The sequence below is a fragment of the Bacteroidales bacterium genome (assembly GCA_035342335.1).
Classification (GTDB): domain Bacteria; phylum Bacteroidota; class Bacteroidia; order Bacteroidales; family JAGONC01; genus JAGONC01.
Genome location: DAOQWY010000002.1, coordinates 178509 through 201438, shown reverse-complemented (window position 1 = coordinate 201438; position 22930 = coordinate 178509). Strand labels below are relative to the sequence as shown.

The 22930-nt window shown below is 48.9% G+C and carries 18 protein-coding genes and 1 pseudogene; 5 read left to right on the top strand and 14 right to left on the bottom strand.

Features of this window, described 5'->3' with window-relative positions; genetic code table 11:
• Positions 1 to 5 precede the first annotated feature (5 nt).
• A complete protein-coding gene (locus PKI34_02035) occupies positions 6 to 1052 on the top strand; it encodes a sulfotransferase (GenBank protein HNS16584.1) in 1047 nt (348 codons plus the stop codon).
• Here PKI34_02035 and PKI34_02030 read toward each other — a convergent pair.
• A complete protein-coding gene (locus tag PKI34_02030) occupies positions 1005 to 2003 on the bottom strand; it encodes a hypothetical protein (GenBank protein HNS16583.1) in 999 nt (332 codons plus the stop codon). The genes PKI34_02035 and PKI34_02030 overlap by 48 nt on opposite strands.
• A 6-nt stretch (positions 2004 to 2009) precedes the next feature.
• A complete protein-coding gene (locus PKI34_02025) occupies positions 2010 to 3461 on the bottom strand; it encodes an MBOAT family O-acyltransferase (GenBank protein ID HNS16582.1) in 1452 nt (483 codons plus the stop codon).
• A gap of 92 nt (positions 3462 to 3553) precedes the next feature.
• Here PKI34_02025 and PKI34_02020 point away from each other — a divergent pair, with 92 nt between their 5' ends.
• A complete protein-coding gene (locus tag PKI34_02020) occupies positions 3554 to 4852 on the top strand; it encodes an oligosaccharide flippase family protein (protein ID HNS16581.1) in 1299 nt (432 codons plus the stop codon).
• Positions 4837 to 5910, top strand: a complete 1074-nt coding sequence (locus PKI34_02015; protein HNS16580.1) for a sulfotransferase — start codon at positions 4837 to 4839, stop codon at positions 5908 to 5910. The genes PKI34_02020 and PKI34_02015 overlap by 16 nt, the downstream gene beginning before the upstream one ends.
• Here the strand turns inward: PKI34_02015 and PKI34_02010 are convergent.
• From PKI34_02010 to PKI34_01995, 4 genes are all read right to left on the bottom strand, one after another.
• Complete coding sequence (locus tag PKI34_02010; protein HNS16579.1) at positions 5897 to 6586, bottom strand: GNAT family N-acetyltransferase; 690 nt, start codon at positions 6584 to 6586, stop codon at positions 5897 to 5899. The two genes, PKI34_02015 and PKI34_02010, sit on opposite strands and share 14 nt — an antisense overlap.
• 1 nt (position 6587) lies before the next feature.
• Positions 6588 to 7511, bottom strand: coding sequence for a glycosyltransferase family 2 protein (locus tag PKI34_02005; protein ID HNS16578.1), 924 nt, complete (start codon positions 7509 to 7511; stop codon positions 6588 to 6590).
• Positions 7512 to 7599: 88 nt separating this feature from the next.
• A complete protein-coding gene (locus tag PKI34_02000) occupies positions 7600 to 8334 on the bottom strand; it encodes an SDR family oxidoreductase (protein ID HNS16577.1) in 735 nt (244 codons plus the stop codon).
• A gap of 44 nt (positions 8335 to 8378) precedes the next feature.
• The gene (locus PKI34_01995; GenBank protein HNS16576.1) at positions 8379 to 9440 is read right to left on the bottom strand and encodes a ketoacyl-ACP synthase III; all 1062 of its coding nucleotides are present in this window, start codon (positions 9438 to 9440) and stop codon (positions 8379 to 8381) included.
• A gap of 112 nt (positions 9441 to 9552) precedes the next feature.
• Here PKI34_01995 and PKI34_01990 point away from each other — a divergent pair, with 112 nt between their 5' ends.
• Positions 9553 to 11589: an AMP-binding protein gene (locus PKI34_01990; protein ID HNS16575.1), complete on the top strand. Its 2037-nt coding sequence runs from the start codon at positions 9553 to 9555 to the stop codon at positions 11587 to 11589.
• A gap of 10 nt (positions 11590 to 11599) precedes the next feature.
• Here the strand turns inward: PKI34_01990 and PKI34_01985 are convergent, their stop codons facing one another.
• The 8 genes and pseudogenes from PKI34_01985 to rplU form a co-directional block, all read right to left on the bottom strand.
• Complete coding sequence (locus PKI34_01985; protein HNS16574.1) at positions 11600 to 11833, bottom strand: acyl carrier protein; 234 nt, start codon at positions 11831 to 11833, stop codon at positions 11600 to 11602.
• Positions 11834 to 11874: 41 nt separating this feature from the next.
• A complete protein-coding gene (locus PKI34_01980; GenBank protein ID HNS16573.1) occupies positions 11875 to 13581 on the bottom strand; it encodes an AMP-binding protein in 1707 nt (568 codons plus the stop codon).
• Positions 13582 to 13587: 6 nt separating this feature from the next.
• Positions 13588 to 15588 carry a tetratricopeptide repeat protein gene (locus PKI34_01975; protein HNS16572.1) on the bottom strand — a complete coding sequence of 667 codons (2001 nt, stop codon included), beginning with the start codon at positions 15586 to 15588 and terminating at the stop codon, positions 13588 to 13590.
• 94 nt (positions 15589 to 15682) lie between these two features.
• Positions 15683 to 16477, bottom strand: a complete 795-nt coding sequence (gene rsmA, locus PKI34_01970; protein HNS16571.1) for a 16S rRNA (adenine(1518)-N(6)/adenine(1519)-N(6))-dimethyltransferase RsmA — start codon at positions 16475 to 16477, stop codon at positions 15683 to 15685.
• 120 nt (positions 16478 to 16597) lie between these two features.
• Positions 16598 to 18490: a tetratricopeptide repeat protein gene (locus tag PKI34_01965; protein HNS16570.1), complete on the bottom strand. Its 1893-nt coding sequence runs from the start codon at positions 18488 to 18490 to the stop codon at positions 16598 to 16600.
• Positions 18491 to 18580: 90 nt separating this feature from the next.
• Positions 18581 to 19849 carry a serine--tRNA ligase gene (gene serS / locus PKI34_01960; GenBank protein ID HNS16569.1) on the bottom strand — a complete coding sequence of 423 codons (1269 nt, stop codon included), beginning with the start codon at positions 19847 to 19849 and terminating at the stop codon, positions 18581 to 18583.
• Between the two features lie 73 nt (positions 19850 to 19922).
• Entirely contained in the window at positions 19923 to 20192 is a 270-nt protein-coding gene (rpmA, locus tag PKI34_01955; GenBank protein HNS16568.1) for a 50S ribosomal protein L27, read from the bottom strand.
• Between the two features lie 331 nt (positions 20193 to 20523).
• Positions 20524 to 20826, bottom strand: a pseudogene (gene rplU / locus PKI34_01950) (50S ribosomal protein L21).
• 670 nt (positions 20827 to 21496) lie between these two features.
• Between rplU and PKI34_01945 the strand changes: the two are divergent.
• Positions 21497 to 22915, top strand: coding sequence for an aldehyde dehydrogenase family protein (locus PKI34_01945; GenBank protein HNS16567.1), 1419 nt, complete (start codon positions 21497 to 21499; stop codon positions 22913 to 22915).
• Positions 22916 to 22930 lie beyond the last annotated feature (15 nt).

Below are 22930 nucleotides of genomic sequence, written 5' to 3'. Positions count from 1 at the left end.
TTCCAATGGAGAATCGTTCAGATATCCCGTTTTTTTTCATCATCGGCCGGCCCCGCACAGGTACAACGCTGCTCCGGGCTTTGTTCGACGCACACCCCAACGTTCAGATACCCTGGGAATGCCAGTTTGTCCTGAATCTTTATCCACGCTACGGTAACATAAAAGTATGGACAGAGGAGATCCTTGACCGGTTTTATTCAGATCTGGTGCAACAATGGCAGTTCAGTACCTGGAACATCGATCACGCCCGACTGCAGTCAGATCTCCTGGAATGCCAGGGGAGGTCAACCTATACTCGAATCTGCACGGTAGTTTATCTTAATTATATCTCATTCTATCCAAAAGAAACCATCAGGCTGATCGGCGATAAGAATCACGGTTATACGATCTATACCCGCCGCCTTAAAAAACTCTTCCCTGATGCCCGGTTTGTGTACATTTTGAGAGATTACCGCGATAATTTCGAATCGGTCAGGAATGTGGATTTCGAACTTCCCGTTGTATCCCTGGTGGTCTATAAATGGAAATATTTCTATAAAAAAGCCCTGCAGACAAGCAGAATGCATCCGGGATCCTTTTATTTCATCCGGTACGAGGACCTGGTGACCCATCCTGAACGGCACCTGCAAAAACTATGTGACTTCCTTGCCATCCCATTCGTACCCGAGGTACTTGATTTCTATAAGAAAAAGGGTGAAGCTGAAAAAAAATACCCTTCCGAAATTCTGGAAAAGCATCATAAAAGCTTGTTCAATCCGGTAAATGCCAGCAGGATAGGTCGCTGGAAGAGATCCCTGAGCGAACGGCAGATCAGAATCGCCGACCTTGTCGCCGGCAGGTATGCCGAACTGGCCGGATATGAACGGAAGTACAAGGGTTTCAACCTTTGGATTGGATGCCTGGCCCTGCCGGGCGTGGTTTATGCAAGGCTCATTTACCTGATGACCTGCTTCGTGGACAGGTTACCCTACCGGTTAAGGGGAAAAATACTGACCAAAGGTCCCTTATGGATTGCCAGAAGTCTCGCCGGCCTCTTCAGAAAAAACCGCTGATGGAACCTCTCCGAGATCCTTCACCAGCCGCTGGGTGAACAGATCGGCTCCCTTGATGTTGAGGTGATCCGGATCAAAAAAGTATTCCGGGTGATCGAAAAACAGATCGTGGTAATCCATCATGCCTTCATAGACAGGGTAGCGGCAGGCAATTTCTTCCACAGCACCATACAATTCATCCACCGGAACGATTTTGGATTCCTCTTCATAAAACTCTTTTGACATCGGGATGCGCACCATGATCACGCTGATCTGCTTCTCCTGGCAAAGCTGCAGGATCTTTTCAAAATAGACTGCAATGGATGGATCCAGAAAGGTTTCGTGTGAAAGAAGCAGTTTGGCCTTGTTCCAGGCCACGATCTGCCGGTTGGGTTCGTTGGCAAAATTGCGGTAATCCCGGTGAGGCCGGTAGCCATTGTAGATCTCCAGCGTTTTGACCTTTATCCTGTAAAAGATCGAAAGCTGGATGTCCTTGTAATTACCGGCATAGGAAATGAACCTGCCTTCCAGCCACCTGGTCAGTACATCCCTGTCCTCTTTGATCCTGGCCAGTTCAAAGTAGTCGATGTAACGGATCCAGTAGGAATTATATTCGAACCGGTTGGCTATTTTGGGCCCAAAAGAAGAAATGTCTGCTTGCAGGATCAGGTTCTGTGGTTTTTGCGGGATTTCCTCTAAAATGTGTTTCAGTTTATAGTAGGACTGGATGAAATTCTCACTGGGAGAACCATAGTTAAAGCTGTTTCCGAGGATATGCGTGTTGATGCAATTATGCGAGTTGCCAATGGTTAGATATTTCATGGTTCCCCGGTAATCAACATATTGCCTGTCCATGGTCTCATTGATGATGTTGTGGACGGAGAATGCCTTAAAAGCCCTGTCGAGGATGAAATTGACAATGACAAGCAGTGCCAGGAACAGAAGGAATCGTATGATCATTTTTCGTGTCATTCCCCGTCAGAATTGAAAGTAGATGAATTCCTGCTTCTGCTGTGCCCAGAAAATGAGGATGAAAAAGATAAATCCGGCATAAATTGACCACCGGATTATGATGTGCCTGGAGGCAATGATCCTGACCAGGTCATGTTTTTCGTGAAGATGTTCTGCAACCAGCATCACGACAAGCGCCAGGATGCCAAAAAGCAGCTCATTGTCACGGAGTATTTGGAATACCGATAGATGTAAATTACTGAAATTAAATGAATTAGATATAATAAGCCTACTCTCCTTCAGGTTATCTGCCCTGAAAAAGATCAGGGTGAAAATGATCAGGGAAAGTGTGATGATATTTCCGGTCAGGTTTTTCAGGAACCGGGATGGGCTGATGCCGGTCACATCAAGGAATCTTCTGCGGGGTTTTTCCGAGATGGTTTCCGCGATCAGGAACACACCGTTTAAGAAACCAAAGATCACGAAGTTCCAGCTGGCGCCGTGCCAGAGTCCCATGAGCAGGTAGGTGATGATGAGGTTGGCATAAAGCCAGGTAAAACTGACCTTTTTATTTTTGATATAAGGCAAGGAGTAAAGCACATAATCACGGAACCACGTCGTGAGCGAGATGTGCCACCGGTTCCAGAAATCCCTGAGGGATTTGGCAACCATCGGGCGCTTGAAGTTGATCATCAGGTCGTAACCCAGAATGCGGGCCGAACCCCGGGCAATATCCGTGTATCCTGAAAAATCACCGTACAACTGGAAGGCAAACAGCACCGTGGCCAGGATCACCGACAGCCCGGTATAGGTTTCAGGATGTGCATAGATTTCGTCAACATACAATCCAAGCCGGTCGGCAATGATCACTTTCTTAAAGAAACCCCACAGCATCAGCTTCAACCCGCTGATCAGCACTGATGCGCTGAATTCCCTGGGATGGTGCAACTGGGGCAGGAGACCGGATGACCGGTCAATCGGACCGGCGATCAGCTGAGGGAAAAAGGAAACGTACAGGGCATAGTGCCCGAAATGCTTCTCAGGTGCGCGGATCCCCCTGTATACATCGATCGTATAGCTTAATGATTTGAAGATAAAAAACGAAATGCCGACCGGTAACAGAATGCTGAACACAGGCAGGTTACCCTGAATGTTGAATGAATGAAGTAAAAGACCAATGCTTTCGGAGAAAAAATTCAAATACTTGAATCCTGCCAGCATGCCCAGGTTGGCCACAAGACTGATCACCAGATATGCTTTTTTCTTTCTGTGGCTGGAAGACCGTTCGATCTGCAGTGCCACGAAATAGTCGACCATGGTGGTGAACAGGATCAGGATACCATATTCGATCCTGTTGCACATATAGAAGAAATAACTTGCAAAGAGAAGAAACAACCAGCGCCATTTGACCGGAATGATGAAGTAAATGGCAACGACTGCAGGAAGAAAGACCAGGTACTCAATCGAGTTGAACAGCATCGTGTGATCTGGTTGAGCTATGACAAAATAACGAATTTTATCCGTATAAATCACTTTCCCCCGCCCTTGGCCAAAATATTTAATTTTGCAGCATGGCCCAGCGAAGTTTCTTTAAAGATGTATCCGGTGTTCTGATCAGCAATGTCGTTACCATTGTGTCCGGTTTGCTGGCGAGTGTCATCCTTTCCAGGAAACTGGGACCCGAAGGATTCGGGATCTATTCGGCCATTCTGGTGATCCCCCTGATTGTTGTGAGTTTCACTCAGCTCGGGATCCGGGGCTCTTCCATCTATCATCTTGGCAGGAAGAAGTATGAACAGGCGGAGATTGTTGGCAGCATTCTGCTCATCCTGGCCATGACCTCATTGCTCGGGATCCTGATCACCGGAACCGGATTCCTGATCCTGGGCGATGAGTCATTCACCCGTCTGTACATGATCCTTGTCGTGCTGTCGATCCCCTTCCGTCTTGCCATGGCCTATTTCGGAGGGATCTTCATTGGTAAGGAGCAGATCGGGAAAGCCAACTTCATCAACTGGTTCTCCGAACTCATTCACCTGGTGGCCGTGGCCGCACTGGTATGGTTCATGGAACTGGGGATCGCAGGGGCATTGCTGTCGCTGCTGGCAGCCAATACTCTGATCACCCTCTGGGCAGGGATCAAAATGGGCAGGGAGTATGGATTTCAAATCCGTTACCGTTCAGTGATCATCCGTGATCTCATTTCGATGGGTTTCCTGTTTGCCCTTGCTTTTATGGTCATCCAGCTGAACTACAGGATTGATATTTTGTTGCTGCAGGAGCTTTCGACTAAAGAAGAAGTGGGATTCTATTCACTGGGTGTTTCCATCGCAGAAAAGCTCTGGCAGCTTCCCCTGGCCATCGGTGTTGTGCTGATGAGCCGCACGGCCAATGCAGCCAACCAGGACCTGATCAACCAGACCACGGGCAGGCTGGTCAGGGTTTCCATCATTGCCGGCCTGATCGCCTCCGCCGTGCTGGCAGCCGTTTCACCCTGGCTGATCCCTGCGATCTGGGGAGACAATTTTCAGTCCAGTGTACGGATCATTCAGACGATTCTTCCCGGTATTTTATTCATCAGTATTTTCAGGATCCTCAGCAGCAGGCTGTCGGGCATCGGTAAACCCCACATCTCCATTTATGTATTTCTACCGGCCCTGATCCTCAACATACTGCTGAATCTGTGGTGGATCCCCAGGCATGGAGCACTGGGTGCCGTCTGGGCTACCAATGTCAGCTATTCGCTGGGAACCGTGGCATACGTTTTCATCTATTCGAAGATTGTACACGTCCCTGTGCGCAGGATCTTTGAGTTTCACAGAAGTGATTTTATGTTCATAAGTGAATTCAGGAAATGGAAGATCAGGTAGGACCCCAGAGGATGTCATCCCCGTCGCTTTTCTTCATCATCGGGCGGCCCCGGTCAGGCACCACCCTGCTGCGGTTTCTCTTTGAAGCGCATCCCGGAGTGCTTGTTCCCCCTGAAAGCCCGTTCATTCTGAATCTTTACCGGAAATACCGGAACGTGACCAGCTGGAACCCGGAAACGATCCGCGAATTCTGTGACGATGTTTACACCCAGCGTTACTTCGAAAAGTGGCTGACCGATAAGGAGCATCTTTACCAGCAGCTTATGGAAAAAGAAGGCAGGTCATCCTTTCAGACGATGGTCCGGCAGGTATGCCTTTCCTACAACTCCGTATTCGAAAAGGATGACATCCGGTGGATCGGGGATAAGAATCCCGGATATTCACTGTATGTTCACCGCATCCACCAGCTTTTCCCTGAAGCGAAGATCATTCACATCACCAGGGATTACCGGGATAATTACCTGTCGCTGACAAAGGTCAATTTTGAAGTTCCTGTTGTCCCCCTGGTCGTTTTCCGCTGGAAATTTGCCCTGAAAAGGATGTGGGAGCTGAAGAAACACGTTCCTGAACAGATTTTTTCGATCAGGTACGAAGACCTGGTGGCTGACCCTGAGCATCATTTCAGGGATATTTGCCGGTTCATCGGGATTCCGTATGATCCTGATGTTTTGTCATTTTACCGGAAAAAATCAGCGATCGAAAAAGCCTACGCCGGTTCGGATGAGATCCAACAGGTGCACCAGAGCCTTTTTCATCCCATTTCGACCCGCAGGATCAACCTCTGGAAGTCGGAAATGCGTGCCAGAGAGATCCGCATCGCCGATCTGGTGGCGGGGAAAGCGGCTGAAAAAGCTGGTTATGAAAGGCAATACACGCGTTTTAACATCGGGTTGTACCTGTGGATTTTGCCAACACTGATCTATGCCTGGGTGATGTACCAACTGATCCTTCTGGGAGACCGCATGCCCCATAAACTACGCAACGGATTGAACCGTTTCCTGGGGATCTTTCTGAAATCATACTGGAAATTCCATAAGCGAAAGATTAAACCGCTCTAGGAAGGAATTCATAGAAACGGCTTTCACCTGATCCGGCATACGCCTTGATCCGACCTTTATCCAGTTTGCCGTCCATAAAGTCGGCCAGCCCCGACCGGATATCTTCCCTGTCAAAGAAAAGGGAGTGTGTTGATCCCCCTGGCCCGGCAAGCAGGGTAGCCGCTTTGATCAGCCGGGGAGCGTACCGGAAAAAGCGCTCGGGGGTCAGGATATAGTGTTGATTGTAAACGCTCTCCTGTCCTGCCACGAGCTCATAGCCCAGGCTACTGACCAGTTTTTGCGCCCGTTCATTGTCGCGGAGGATTTTCACCGCTGATGTACCGGCTTTCAGGATGTGATAGGAGGTTTCCAGCAGACAAAGGGAAGCCCAGACCGGCACAAAGGTTTCATAGTACTGTTCATCCCAGAGGAAAATGCCCCCTTCCGAACTCCGCGTTTCCCAATCCACATGGCTGGAGTTGATCAGCCCGATTTTTTTTTGCCCGTATTCAATGATAAAGTAAAAATTCCCGGTATTGTTGATGGACCGGAACCACGCTTTCTGCATCTCAGGGGTGATCTCATCCCTGAATTCCATGTATTGACGGATCAGGAGGGAGTTTCTCCAGGCACGTACCAGTTCAATGTCTTCTTCCCGCAGGCGATGGAGTTTTATTCCGTATTTTGAAAGCTCCATTCTATAGTATCTTTTTGATCGTATAGGGTGGTTTTCTGCTCTGGGAGAAGTAGATACGGCTCAGGTATTCACCAATGACCCCGAGGCTGAATACGATGATGCCCGTTGAGAAGGCGATGACAACGATCGTGGAGGTGTATCCGGGTACCGATACGTTAAAGAATATTTTTTTGATGATATAAAGTATGCCAATGAAGAATGAAAAAACAGAAAAGATCAATCCGGTATAGACCATCATCTTCAGGGGTATGTTGGAATAATAAAGGATGACATTGGAAACCAGGCGGGCCAGTTTTCGGGGGGAGTAACCCGACTTTTTATTCTTCCGTTCGTTGTGACGGATGTCAACGTAGGTTATGTCGGCTGTGTACCAGTTGATCAGTTCATCCAGGAAGACGAAGCTCTGGTAGTGCTTGACAACATGGTCGGTCAATTCCCGCGTGATCAGCCGGAAAGAAGAGCCCTTGCCGGGTCCGTTGTTGAAGATCCGCGACGACTGGCGGAAGGAGGCACTGGAGATATTCCGCAGTGCATTGTGTTTCTTGTCAGGATAAATACCGTAGACAACATCAGGTTGTGTATCCGCGTACTGCCGGATCAGTTTTGTCATTTCTTCCGGTGGTATTTGAAGGTCGTCGTCGATGGTAATGATGAAGTTCCCTTTGGCCCTGACCATCCCGCAAAAGGTGGCGTTGTGCTGTCCGGCATTCCTGGCCAGCCGGATGGCCGTAATGATGTCGGGGTGATCCGTTTTTAAGTGCGTCAGCACCTTCCAGCTGTCATCCAGCGAACCATCGTCAATGAAGATTGCTTCAAAGGTTGCATTGAGTTCGTTGAAAACGGCCTGCATCCTGCTGAACAACTCCCCGAGGGTGTCTTCACCGTTAAAGACCGGCACGATCACTGAATAATCCGGAGCACTCATTTTTAAAATTCAAAAAGCAAATACCAAAAATCAAAAATAAATCAAAAATCAAAAATCAAATACCGGTTAATCGTTCATCTTATATCTTTCAGCCTCCCCCGAGGATGAGGTTTGTTGCCGTGATCCAGCGTGAGGCATCGGAAAGGAAAAAAACCACGGCGTTGGCCACATCTTCAGGTTCACCAAGTCCCAGGGGTTGTCGTTCTTCTATTTTTTTAACAGCCTCCTGGGAATAATTTTCAGCGGTAGTGTCCAGCATCGGTGTTTTAACAAAGGCCGGGCAGATGCTGTTGGATCTGATCCCCCTGGATGCCAGTTCGAGGGCCAACACACGGGCGTAGGCTTCCAATGCTGCTTTTGCACTGATATACATTGCTCCGCCCACAAAGGGGTATCTTGTGGATATCGTGGAGATAAAGACGAGTGAACAGGCTTTTGGCACAAGTTTTTTCCGTGACAGAAGGTTACTGGTGAGAAGCACGGAAGCATTAAAGCTGACATTGAACGTTTTAGTAATATCTGCCGTGGTGATGAACCGGGCAGGTGACAGATCGGATATCCCGACACTGTAGACAACCCCATTGACCGGTTGAAGATGACCGACCAGCTGTGTGATCTCTGTTTCATTGGTGAGATCTGCCAGCAGCCACTGGTGGTCAGTACCCGACAGTTGACCGAAGGTTTCCAGCAATCTTCCCTGGTTCCGGCCGGTAATGATGACCGTTGCCCCGTGCTGGCTGGCCGTGATCGCACATTGACGCCCAAGGCCCGAGGATGCGCCTGTGACAAGGATTCGTTTTCCGGTGAGGTCGAATGCGTTCATTCGTCATCAAATTGTCAAATTGTCAAATTGTTAATTGTCAACCGTCAACTGTCAACCTCCAGCACTCCCGGACACACCATCCTTTCCGTTTCAAGCAGTACCGTGCCCCAGGATAACCCGATACCGAAAGCAGAAAGCAAAAATCTGAGATGTTTATGTTTGATTTCTTCCTGCAATTCGGAAACGATGGTTAAAGGTACGGAAGCACTGCTGGTGTTCCCATATTTATGGATGGAGTAGGGGACCTTCTCCTTATCGGCTTTCAGCATTTTGCGGATCGTTTCGTTGATCAGACGGTTGGCCTGGTGAAAGACCAGGTAATCAAAATCATTGAGTGTTTTCTCTGCGTATCCGAGTGTGGCTTTTATGTTGGGCACTACCTCGCGAAGGGAGAAATTGAACACCTCGATCCCATTCAGGGCGATTTGCAGGTTATTTCTGTAAATTCCATTTTCGTATTTCCGATAGGTGAACGACTTTTTGCTCACCCAGTTGCGCACCCCTCCATCCGGGATCATGATCGCCTTATGACCAGCCCCATCTGTTTGAAGGTTGAAGATCATCGGGCCTGCCGTATCGGCAAATTCCAAAGCTGTAGCTGTCCCGGCATCCCCAAAAAGCGGATAGGTGCTTTTATCCCGGTAGGATGAAGTAACGTTGGAAAGGTCGCCGGCCAGTAAAAGTGTTTTTTGCAAACGCCCCTGGCTCATCAGGCTGCCCATGACCGACAATCCGTAAACATACCCTGAACAGCCCAGGTTAATATCGAATGCCATGCAGGTTTTTGATAATCCCAACCGTTCCTGCAAGATGGGTGCAGTGGCCGGAATGATGTAATCCATCGACTGGGATACGAAGATGATCACCTGGATCTCATTCCTGTCCCAGGGCAGGTCGTCCAGTAGCCGTGTGGCGGCAGCAAAGCACAGATCAGCCGTGGTCTGACCTTTTTTCGCGATCCTGCGTTTCTCTACCCCGATAGTTTTCACAACCTGATTTCTTTCCTTAACAGTGATCCACCGGTAATCCAGATTGGACACTTCTTTTACCGGAACAGCTGCTGCCATGCCGGCGATTCGAATGTTTGGGATGGAAAAAATGGCCATAATTCGTTGTTTAGCTTGAAGCTTGAAGCTTGCAACTCACAAATTTAATCCATTTTCTGTTCCCAACCCATGATTTCCTAATTTTGCACCGGTCAAATCAAAGGACATTTCCATGGGATTGGAGAATTTTTTAGTGGGCACGGTCACCGACAAAGATACCTTTACTTATACTATATGCGATATCCTGAAATTCAGGGCAGAGAACACCCCGGATAAAGTTGCATTCATTTTCCTGAAGGATGGTGAAACCGATAAAGAAACGATCACATACCAGCAGCTGTACGAACAGGCCTGGGCGGTCACCCATGCCATCCGAAGCCGGGGGATGCAGCCCGGTGAAAGAGCTCTTTTACTTTTTCCTCCCGGGATGGAATTTGTCAAGACCCTGTTTGGCTGTTTCTATGCAGGTATTTATGGCGTACCTGCCTATCCTCCGCGTAAAAACCGCTCTTTCAACAGGATCATCTCGATCGTCGAGGACTGCAACCCGAAACTGTGTCTTACCGTCAGGGATATTCGTGATTCTTTTGAGAAAAACTTCGGGGACGTTGAGGAACTGAGATCGCTTCACTGGATATCAGTGGATCAGGAAATGTTTATCAGCAAGAATTTCAGTTATGAAACCAAACCGGATGATCTGGCCTTATTGCAGTACACCTCTGGTTCCACAGCCAGCCCGAAAGGTGTGATGGTCAGCCATGGCAATTTCATGCGTAACCTGGAGTTTTTGCGGCAATGCTTTGAATTTACTGCTGAAACACCGACGGTTCACTGGTTACCCGTTTTTCATGACATGGGGCTTGTCGTGGGCATTATTCAACCAATTTACAGTGGTTTTACCGGGATTCTGATGTCTCCTGTTTCGTTCATTCAAAAACCCGTCCGCTGGCTCAGGGCTTTTTCAGACTATGGTGGCGTAATGGGAAGCGCTCCCAATTTTGCCTATGATCACTGTGTATCCAAAATTTCAGAAGAAGATTGCCGGGATCTTCACCTGGAAACCATCCGATCTGTGATGAATGCTGCGGAACCCGTCCGAAAAGTCACGATCGAACAGTTTTCGGAAAAATTCAAGGTCTATGGATTCCGGGCGGAGAGTTTCTATCCTGCATACGGGCTGGCGGAAGCTACATTGATTGTTTCAGGTGGTACTGTCAAAGACAGCCCAAAGTACGTGTATGTCAACAAGCAGGCACTTGAAGAGGGAAGGATCGAAATCACCACAAAGGATGACCCGGATTCCAGTTACCAGGTCTCCGTTGGAAAACCCTGGATCGACACAAATATTTTTATTATTGATCCCGAAACACACACACACTGCAGAACGAACGAAGTGGGTGAAATATGGGTTTCCGGATCCATTGTGACCAGAGGGTACTGGAATAAACCCAAAGAGACAAAAGCGACTTTTCAGGCCATGATCCGTGATACCGGGGAAGGTCCGTTCCTTCGGACAGGTGACCTGGGTTTCATCCACGAAGGTGAGTTGTATGTTACGGGAAGATTGAAGGATCTGATCATTTTAAGGGGGAGAAATTATTATCCCCAGGACATCGAATACATTGCCGAAAACAGCCATCCTGCGTTGCGGCCCAACGCCAGTGCGGCCTTTTCGGTTGATCTTGACGGGGAAGAGAAACTGGTCATTGTGGCGGAAGTGGAGCGTACGGCGATCCGCAACCTGGATGTCACGGAAGTGTGCGATGCCATCCGACAGCAGGTATCCGAAGAGATTGAGCAGGAAGTGTACGCCATTCAGCTGCTCCGCACCGCCAGCATCCTCAAGACCTCCAGCGGCAAGATCCAGCGGAGGGCCTGCAGGGCAGCTTTCTTAAGTCGTTCCCTGGAGACGGTTGGTGAGTCCGTACTGACGGAATCCTCCCTGACGAGTGAAAAAAATGTCCTGTCAATGGATCTGGTTTCCATACAGGCCTGGTTGACGGCCTGGATCCACGTTCAGCTGAAGGTCCCCATCGAAAAGATCGATGCGGGGAAGCCGTTGTCGGCATATGGTTTGAATTCAATGAAGGCCGTACATCTTCAGAATGCATTTCTTCAGAAGTACGGGATCAATTTTCCACCCTACCTGTTTTTCGAGAAGATAACCATTCGTGAATTGGCGGAGAGGGCAGGTAGATTGGGTCCATAAATTCCAAATTTCAGGAACACCGTTCCTGTATGATCGAATAAAGATCATTGATGGATTTAGCCTTGGCGATATCCTCCGCTTTGATCACCACGTCGTATTCTGTTTTGACCAGTGCGATCAGGATCAGGGCATTGATGGAGTTCCATTCGAATACATCACGAAAATTGCTGGCAGGCTTTAATTTACCGGGTTCCAGGTCCTCGAATTCAGCTTCAATCTTCTCGATAAATTCTTCTATGGTCATGACGAAAGTTTTTACAGGGATGCAAAGGTAGGATTTTTTTACTATTCTTTCATCAATTTCGCCACTTCTGCAATCACCGCGTCAAACTCCCCGTTCTGGTAACTGGTGATTAACTTATGACGCTGAATCTTGCCGCTGCTGGTCTTGGGAACCTGATTGGAACGTATGGGAACAAAAACAGAAATGGTCAATCCATATTTCTCCCGGAAAAATTTTTGTAAGCCGCGAAACGTATCACAGGTTGCCTGGTTGGGTGAACCCACGAGGAACAGGATGATTTGATCCTGTCCTTTTCTGGGATCGAACAGTCCGCCAATGATTACCTTCCCATAGCTGATTTCTGCATATTTACCTGCCAGGTTCTCCAGATCGTGTGCGTAGAGATTCTGACCCCGTACAAAAATGATGTCCTTGATTCTTCCCGTGATGTAAAGATTTCCCTTGAAAATAAATCCTTTATCACCGGTTTTTAACCAGTTATTAACGAATGAATTACGCGTTTCAACAGTATTGTTGAAATAGCCTGAAGTGATGCATTTTCCCCTGATCTGGATGTGTCCTTCAAGATTCTCTTCCAGGGGGTGCCCGTGGGCATTGACGATTCTGAGTTCAATATCCTTGAGTGGCTTTCCCAAACTCACAAGCTCTATCAGATCAGGGACATTGTTTTTTTCAACGACCGCTTTGCCTTCTTTCTGTAACAAGGTCCGGTTGAATGCAGTGGTAACGGGTACCTCCAGTAACTCGAAAAAGGTAATGGCCAGTGTTGCTTCAGCCATTCCATAGGCTGGCATCATCGACTCTTTTTTCAACTGGTGTTTGGATAGCGTGTCCAGGAAATCATTCATGATCCGGGAGGAAATGGGTTCGGCTCCATTGACAATGCCCTTCAACGAGGAAAGATCCCAACTTTTTGTATCTCTGTTTTTAAGATATCTTAACAGCAAGGCTTGTCCGAAATTTGGACATCCGGTGATGGTGGTTCTCACTTTTTCCATGACATCCAACCAGAGGGTTGGTTTTTTTACAAAATCAACAGGTTCAATGAGATATTGGTTGCATTGTCCAAAAACGGGACACATATGATAACCAAATAGGCCCATGTCATGGTAGAGTGGCATCCAATTCGTAAATACATCCGTGTCTGAAACATCCAATCCAACGCAAATTGCATCAATATTGGCGAGTATGTTCCTGTGCGTGAGTATGATCCCTTTAGGATCGCCTGTACTCCCTGAGGAGAATTGAATAAAGGCGACATCCGTCTCCTGAACGGTTACAATGATAGGTTCAACGTATGGATGAGTAAGGTCTTCTGTATTAAAAATATTTTCCGAAGGAATGATATCCGAAGTGAAACTGCTGATCAATTCAGAGGATAGGATCATTTTGGGATTTTGCAGTATCCGGTAGACATTCTCAATCTTTTGGGCGGGTTGATTGAACTCTGTAAAGGATAACGCGGGTTGAAGAATGGTGGGGATAAGTCCGCTTAAAAAACAGGCCCAGAGTACGGTTACAATTTCCTCATTCCGGGTCATTACGATGATCACTTTGTCCCCGGGAGCAAGACCCCTGGCCTGCAAACCGCCTGCCAGCGTCTTTGCCTGTAAAAAAAGCTCCTGATACGTAATGAACTTGATGTGGCCGTCTGACTGTCCAAATCCTATTCCTTTATGAGGAAAAGTCTGTGAAACTGAAATGAGCAGATCAGGAACGGTCCTTCTGTCGTAAATACCTGCTTTCATCGTGCCTTATCGTTTTACTTCCTCTCGAATCATCTTTGGTTTCACACGCTGCGCCATATTGTAATACTGCCACGTCCTTGCAGAGTCAAGCTGGTGGAGATAATACCAGCTGATCATCATGCACAGCCTGTATTCGGGCTGGAGTGCAACGGCCTTTTCCCAATAGGGAATGGCACGTACGGTATCGCCCCTGCTTGCCTGGTAATTGCCCAGATTGACATAGGGCAGGGGCAGGGTGGGATTTGTTTGGATGATCTCTTCATTCAGTCCAATGGCTTCAACCAGCGAATCGGCATCGAAATAGAGGTTCGCCAGCTCGGACTTGATGTTCACGTTCGACGGATCCAGCCTGCTGGCAGTCCGGAGGCTGGCAATGGCCTTCACCGTGTCACCCTTCATCTTGTACGTATACCCCAGGTTGAAGTACGGCTCTGGCCTCTCCGGCTGAAGCCGGGTTGCCTTAACCAGGTAGGGGAGTGCCCTGTCGGGCTCTCCAAGCGTATAAGCATAAAAGGATCCATAGTTGTTCAGGATCTCAAAATTGTCAGGATGGATCTTCAACGCCTGATCGTAATGCCTTTTGATCAGTTCGACCCATTTCGCCTGCTGATCCATGTCCATCGTTTCGGTGACTTCCCTTGTCAATAGACTGGCATACAGCATATTAGCCTTGACGGACCGCTCAAGATACGGAATGTCGCTTTCATACAGCGTAAGGTAATTCTTCCAGTCCTTATTCCTGTTGAATGTATGAACAGAATAAGGGATCAGGATGACCAGGCAGGTCGCCAGGATTCCTGCCAGCGACACACTGGATGGATTAAGGCGTTCAGGATTCGTACGAAATGCCTTAAAAATAAGGTAAGCCAATGCAATACTGAATCCAAGGGATGAAACGTACAGGTAACGCTCGGCAACGATCCCGGGTGACGGCAGGATGAAATTGGAATACATCGCCATCATGAGCAGGTAATACAGGATTGCAAAGGATAGAATATGTTTTTTCCTGAAGGTGTAGATGGCATAGAACAGTAATCCCAGATGGATCAGGATACTCAGGATCACCCAGATATCAGCCAGGTTGACCACCGGGATCATGTCGTATCCGTAATAGAAACGAAGGGGGTGCGGAAACAGGAGCATCCGCAGATAGAAGATCAGAATGGAAAATCCTGTCCCGATCCTGAGCCAGATGTTTTTTTCAAAGAAGAGCGGATTTTCGTAATACTGCACCGGCCTGACATTTTCGGGGAGGATGAACCGGGTGAAGACAAGAAACAGCATCACCAGCCCAAGGAATGAAAGCGCGGAATAAAGGAGGGGCCTGGCTTTGACATCCGTGAAGAAATACAGGGCCAGGGGATAGATGATGAAAAAGATCGCGGCGGTAGGCTTGGATAATAACACAAGGATGAACATCAGTACACTCAGCAGTAGGAAGCGGATCCTCCGGGTTTCAACAAAACGAAGGATCATAAGCAGTGTCAGCAGATTGAAGAGAAACCCCAGGAGTTCATCCCTGTTCTTCAAACTGGCTACAACTTCCGTGTGAACGGGATGTGCCAGGAACAACAGCGTGATGATGAAAGGAAATGCCGGATGGTGGTTTTTGAATAACTTTTTCAGCAAATGAAAAAGGAGAAGCCCGGTCAGGGCATAGAACAGTGCATTGAAAAAATGGGAACGTCCCGGTTTGAATCCCCAGATGGCATACTCAACGGCATAGGTAATTTTAACCAGGGGACGGTAACCGTAACTTAATTGTTCTTCTTGTGCATACCGGGTTGTGAGGATATCGGGAATGGCTTTCAATCCCTGCGCGATCTGCTCATTCGGATACGTAACCAGATGATCATCAAGGGAATATTTGTTTTTATACGTATTCCCGTAAAGCGCCAGCCCGAAGAAAAAAACGATCAGTCCATACACCCATAGATTCCCTGGTTTTGCGGGTTTCAAGGGCTTTAGATCCGGAACAGGTGACGTTTTAGACCCGGATTTTTTCATCAGGTTTAATTTGCTGGCAAAAGTAATAAAATACTCAGCGTCTGTGCCAAAAGTCCTTTGTGTTACTTCGTGGAAACCTTTGAGTCCTTCGTGTTTATTCTTCTGACCTGTCTTTTTCCAAAAGAACTGTCAACCGCATGAAGTCCTGAATGCTGAGCTGTTCTGCGCGAAAAGAAAAAACGGGATCCGCAAGGTTTGCATTCGCTGACAGGTTCTTCAATGCATTCCGGAGCGTCTTTCGGCGCTGGTTGAAGGCTGTCCGGACCACCCGGAAGAAAAATTCTTCGTCACAATCCAGATGTTCCCTTCGGTTCCTTGTCAGGCGGATCACGGCTGATTTTACCCTGGGCGGCGGGAAAAAGACTTTTTCACTTACGGTGAACAGATAATCAATGTCGTAGAAGGCCCCGGCCAACACGCTCAAAATCCCGTATTTCCTGCTGCCGGGCGATGAAACGATCCGCTCTGCCACCTCTTTCTGGAACATTCCGACGACCTCGGTCACCTGCCCCCGGTGTGCCAGCACATGGAACAGAATCTGGGAGGAAATGTTATAGGGGAAATTGCCGATGATGGCAAACCGCCCCTCATAGATCTCTTTCAGATCTTTTTTGAGGAAATCATCCTGAATGATCCTTTCTCCGATCCCGCAAATGGAATCACTCAAATAACGGACGGATTCCGGATCGATTTCGATCACCTTCAGGGAAGGAAACAGGGGTAACAGGTATTTTGTCAGGACTCCCTTTCCCGGACCAACCTCCAGTACCTGGTCGTTTTGATCCGACAGGCAGCCAACGATCTTGCGTGCGATGTTTTCATCGGCCAGGAAATGCTGGCCCCATCGTTTCTTTGGTCTGACCGATATGGCCGGATGTTCAATTGTCAATTTTCGATAGTAAAGTATCATCTGCAGGTAGTCGCCTGTTAATCGCCAACTGCCAACTGCAAACTGCTGATCCCTCGTCACTACGTTCCTCGGGACAGGCTGCTGACCGCCGACTGCCAACTAATTAACCACATCCCCCCTGAGCTCCCTGAACCGTTTCCGGGCTTCTACGACAAACAGGCTCCCGGGGTAATCCACCATAAGACGCTGGTATAGGTCCATGGCGGAAGCAGGATCGTTGAAATTTTCTTCGTGCAGGGTGGCTCGCATCATCAGGGCATTGTCAGCCAGAATGTCCCAGGGATAGAGGCTGATCAGCTGCTGGAGGATCGTGTCAGCTTCATGGAATTTTCCTTCCATGAGTTTGATCTGAGCCTTTTTGTACAGGATCTCATCCCCGATGGGATGCCCCGGAAAGGCCCTTTCCAGGGAGTCGAGCAGGTTCAAGGCGAGATCATTCTTGTTCTGAAAAACCAGGAAGTCGGCCCTGGCAAACTGGCCCAGCACGGTATAGGTGCTGTCGTCATCCATGTTGTCGAGGATCAGGAGCGACAGTTCCATCGCATCGTTGGCGATGAGTTTGGAGGTGGCCGCTTTCAGAACATCGAGCTGCGCTTTTGACCACTGGAATTCACCGATATAGAAGGAGAGCCTGGCATTCCGGAATTTGGCCTCGTGTCCGATCGGTTCGTGTTTGAATTCTTTTTCCACCTGAGAGTATAACAGGGTAGCTTCCCAGGGCTGACCTGAAAACAACAGGATATCGGCCAGTTCCATTTTGATGCCGGCACGTTGCCGAGGTTTAAGGGTCTTGATCTGCCGGGCCGTTTCCAGCAATGCAATGGCATCCTGCTGCCTGTCGAGATAAAAAGCCTGCAAATGCGCCTTGTTACGCATCAAAGACAAGGTCGTACTGCTGTAACCCAGCTCATTCAGCAGTTGATCGAATTGCCGGTCAATGTCCAGGAGAGCCTGGTGATCTGGTTGATAAAGGCCTGTATTCTTTAAGAACAGCGCATTCAGAAGTTCAATGCGGCCGGAGAGGTATAAGGAGGATGTTTCGCCTTTCCTGACAACATAACTGTATGCATCAATGGCTGCATCATAATCTTCATTGGACGTGCATAACTGACCGATCTCGAACACACGTGCCCCCTCTTCATTGAATCTTCTGTCGAGCGCCTTCGCCTGGAGGAGGGCGGTCTGGAAATCCTTTTGCTGGATGGAATACCAGATCAGCATTTCGGAATAGAGGATCTTATCGGGGAATTCCTGGATCCTTTTAAGAAGGGTCATCCTGAACTGGTCGCCCTTGGTACCGTCAGGATCGGCTGCCAGGTTATTCTGTATGCGGTTCTGTACGGTGTTGATCTTGGAAGGATCTGCTTCGAGCAGATTGAGGTACTCATCGAACATTTTTTCATATTTGCCTTCCATTTCATAGATCTGGCCCATCTCCAGGTGAAAAGATTCGGTATAACCCAACAATTCCCTGCCCCTCTGATAGGTTCGGATGGCGTAGTCAGTTTCACGGCGTGACTGAAACGACCCGGCCAGTTCAACGATCGCATTGCGGTTGGCAGGCAGTTTCGACAGGGCTTCATCGTATTCTTTCTGAGCCCTGGAGGGTTCGTCCGACATCTGGTAGATGTAGCCAAGGTCAACCAGGTAGCGCAACTTTTCAGGGTTTGCCCGGATCTGTTTTTTCACCAGCTTTATGGCTTCGTCGTACCTTCCCAGCTGAATGAGACTATAAAAATAATAGCTGTAGTTGACAAAGGTTGGATTTTCATTGAAGAGTTTTTCATAAAGGACAACGGCTTTGTCGTATTGCTGCTGGGAATAGTACTCGGCTGCCAGCTGGCTTTCATTGCTGGCCTTGCCCGTGCGGACCGTGGGAGGTTTTTTGCTGATGATCCGGTTGGTGTCAGGCTGCTGCGCAAAAACCATGATCGCCGAAAACAGCATCCCCATTATAAAAATCCCTGAGATCCTAAAAATTTCCCTCTGCATTAAATTTAATTATATGTATTTCTCCTCACTCCTTTCTCCTCACTCCTTTCTCCTCTCTCCTCTCTCCTCTCTCCTCTCTCATCTCTCCTCTCATATCATCCCAAACCCCGTATACGTCCTCAATACATCGGGAATCGCAATTCCCTCAGGGCCCTGGTTATTTTCGAGCAATGCAGCCACCACCCTGGGTAACGCCAGGGCACTGCCGTTTAGTGTATGGGCCAGGCGTGTTTTCCCTTCCTGGTCCCTGAAGCGGCATTTCATCCGGTTCGACTGGAAGGATTCAAAGTTGGAAACGGAGCTTACCTCCAGCCATTTTTCCTGCGCAGCGGAATAAACCTCAAAATCATACGTCAGGGCACTGGTAAAGCTCAGGTCTCCCCCGCAGAGTTTCATGATACGGAAAGGCAGCTGCAGCGCGTGCAGGAGACCAGCGACGTGGGTCCGCATTTCCTCAAGTGCTTCATAGGATTTGTCAGGATGCACGATCTGCACGACCTCGACCTTGTCGAACTGATGCAGACGGTTCAACCCCCGGACATCTTTTCCCCAGGAACCCGCCTCGCGGCGGAAACAGCTCGAATACGCCACATTTTTAACGGGCAGATTTTCCCCCGGAAGGATCACGCCGCGGTAGATATTGGTGATGGGGACCTCGGCCGTGGGAATCAGGTAAAAATTTTCCTCCGTGACCACGTACATCTGGCCATCTTTATCGGGCAGCTGGCCGGTGCCATAACCTGAATCCGCATTGACCAGCAGGGGCGGCTGAACTTCAAGGTAACCCGCACTGACCGCAGCATCCAGGAAGAATGCGATCAGCGCCCGCTCCAACTTCGCGCCTTTCCCTTTGTAGAAGGGGAAACCGGCACCGGTAACCTTATTCCCCAGCTCAAAGTCAATGATATCGTATTTTTTGATCAGGTCCCAGTGAGGCATTGCCTCAGGACCCAGGTCGGGCAGATCCCCTTCCTGGTAAACGTTTTCATTCTGCTCAGCTGAAAAGCCTCTTGGTACCGAAGGATGAGGCATATTGGGCAATTGCACCAGCAGATTGTTCAGCTGTGTTTCGGACCCGGCCAGCCGGTCGGCAAGTTCTTTCGACTGCGCCTTCCATTCGGCAGTTTTTTCTTTGATTTCACTGGCTTCCTCCACCCGGCCGCTCTTATAGAGGATGCCGATTTCGCGGGCAGCCTGGTTCGACAGGGCAAGGATGTCGTCCAGGTTTTTCTGGATCTTTCGCCGGTCGGAATCTGCCTGCAGGATCTCGCCCACAAGATGGATCCCTTTGAAATTCTTGATCCCGAGGCGCTGGATGACGTCTTCCCTGTGCTCCCGGATGTAGCTTAATTCTAACATAATAACCAGAAAAAAATCTCCTGATGATCAACCAGGAGATTTTCCATTCATATTAATAATGTAACGATCGTTTTTATTCCTGGGGCTTTTCAGAAGGAACCACGGAAACGTACGATCTGTTGTCTTTTCTTTTACGGAATTCAACGGTTCCGTCAACAAGGGCAAACAGCGTGTGGTCTTTACCGATGTCGACATTCAGTCCGGGATTGTGTTTTGTGCCTCTCTGCCTGACGATAATGTTTCCGGCACGGGCAAACTGTCCGCCATACACTTTGACACCCAATCGTTTGCTTTGGGATTCACGACCGTTGTGTGAACTACCCGCTCCTTTTTTATGCGCCATTGTTCAATGTTTTTGCCGATGATTCTGTTTGTTAGAAGCTACAAGTTGCAAGTTACAAGCTTCAAGCTGCAAGTTTATATACTGCTGATTGATAAATGGTTACCGTCTACTGCTCTTCCACCGCACCCTCATCTTCATCTTCTGCTTTTTTCACTGCTTTTTTTCGCGGCTTCTTCACTTTAGTCTCTTCCGGTGCCACCTCATCCGTTACAGCCTGGATCACAGGGCTGCTTTCAGCAATGATTTCCGCTACAGAGGCAGGTTGTTCCACAGCGGGTTCCTTTTCTTCTTTTTTCTTTTCCGCTTTCTCCGTTCTCTTTTCTGTCAAAGAGATCTCTTCAATCAGGATGCGGGTAAGGTAGTCGCGGTGGCCATTCAGTTTCTGGTAGCCCTTTCTTTTCTTCTTTTTGAAGACCAATACTTTATCACCTTTAAGGTGGGAAAGTATCTTCGCCGAAACGACCGCTCCTTCCACCACTGGTTTTCCGACGCGGATCTGGCCATCGGAATCGACCAATAAGACCTCCTCAAACCGGACCGGAGAACCTTCTTCGCCATCCAGGCGGTGAACGAATACTTCCTGGCCCTGTTGCACTTTGAATTGTTGTCCTGCTATATCGACGATTGCATACATCTGTCAGTCAATTAAAACTACCTTAAAAAAATGGAGCAGCAAAATTAGTAAAAAAATCGAAATTACAACTCCGGAGGGTGATATTATTTTTTCTGCATAGTAATGGGGGAGATCCCCGCTTTCGCGGGGATGACGTCTGTGCGTAAAATGAGGGAGGTCCCCGCGAAAGCGGGGACTTCATTCCTGCGAAAGCAGGAACCTCAACTTATCTTTCCCCGCGATAAACGTCATCCCTGCGCAAGCAGGGATTTTATCCCCGCGAAAGCGGGGAACGTCATTCCTGCGAAAGCAGGAACCTCACCTCTTCCCCCGCGATAAGCGTCATCCCTGCGCAAGCAGGGATCTAATCCCCGCGAAAGCGGGGAACGTCATTCCTGCGAAAGCAGGAACCTCACCTTTTCCCCCGCGATAAGCGTCATCCCTGCACAAGCAGGGAATGTCATTCCTGCGAAAGCAGGAACCTCATCCCCGCGAAAGCAGGGAATGTCATTCCTGCGAAAGCAGGGAACGTCATTCCTGCGAAAGCAGGAACCCCAACCTCTCACCCTTGCAGCTTGCAGCTCAAAGGATGACCTCATATTAATAATGTATGAATATTGGATCATTAAAAAAATTAAAAATCTTTCATCCTTCATTCTTCATTCTTCCTAATTTTACAAAAACCAATCCCATGGACATATATCCGCTTTACCTGGCAGGGGAATTCCGGAAATCTGCCGTAACCCTGGATGTTCGGAATCCTTATGACAAGGAACTCATCGCGCAGACCTACCTGGCCGACCCGGTCCTGCTGGAAACCGCCATTCAGAAGGCCCTGGCCGTCCAAAAACAACTCCGTGACCTGCCCGGCCACGCGCGGCACGATCTCCTGTTCCAAATAGCTGACGAGATCACGGTCAGAAAACAGTGGTTTACCCAGTTGCTGGTGAAGGAATCCGGCAAACCCTGGAAATATGCCGCGGCTGAGATCGATCGGTCAGTGCAGACCTTCCGCGTCGCCGCGGAGGAGTCGCTCCGGCTCCCGGGAGAATACATCAGCATCGACTGGACACCGGCAGGCGATCATAAAGAGGGTCTGGTCAGGTACTTCCCGGTAGGACTCGTGGCCGGAATCTCACCGTTCAACTTCCCGCTGAACCTGGCCGTGCATAAGATCGCCCCTGCACTGGCCGCCGGATGCCCGATCATACTCAAACCTTCGTCGTCAACGCCACTTTCAACGCTGGAACTGGCAAGGATCTTCGAAAACACAAGCCTGATCAGGGGATCGGTCTCCATCCTCCCGATGACACGGGAAACCGGTAATTTGCTGGTCACCGACCCGCGTATCCGGTTGTTGTCGTTTACGGGGTCCCCTGATGTGGGATGGGCGATGAAACAGCAGGCCGGAAAGAAAAAAGTCGTGCTGGAACTGGGGGGGAATGCAGGTGTCATCGTGACAAAAAGTGGCCGGATCGAAGACGCCGTGTTGAAATGCGTTACCGGCGCCTTCTCCTATTCAGGCCAGGTATGCATTCACGCCCAGCGCATCTATGTGGAACAGAGTGTTTTCGACTATTTTACACGCCTGTTCATCGACGCGGTAAAAGCACTCCGGAGCGGTGACCCGATGGATAAGAAGACGGATATATCGGTGATGATCGATGAAGCGAATGCCAGCCGCGTGGAAGAATGGATCGCCGAAGCGGTTTCGGCCGGGGCCAGCATCCTTGCAGGAGGCAAAAGGCAGGGTGCTTTCGTTGAGCCGACCGTTTTAACGAATACCGGGCCCGAAATGAACGTATGCGCCAGGGAGATCTTCGGTCCGGTGGTCACCCTGGAATCCTATGCCACCTTTGAGGAGGCCATCACAAGGGTGAACCAGAGCCGCTTCGGCCTTCAGGCAGGGGTATTTACCAACAACATTGATGAGATGAACCGGGCCTTCCTGGAACTGGAAACAGGCGGGGTGATCATCAACGACGTACCTACGTTCCGCGTTGATCATATGCCCTACGGAGGCATAAAGGATTCGGGTCTGGGCAGGGAGGGAGTTCCGTATGCCATCAGGGAAATGATGGAGCCCCGCCTCCTGGTAAAAAATTGTTAATTTTTGTCATTTAAA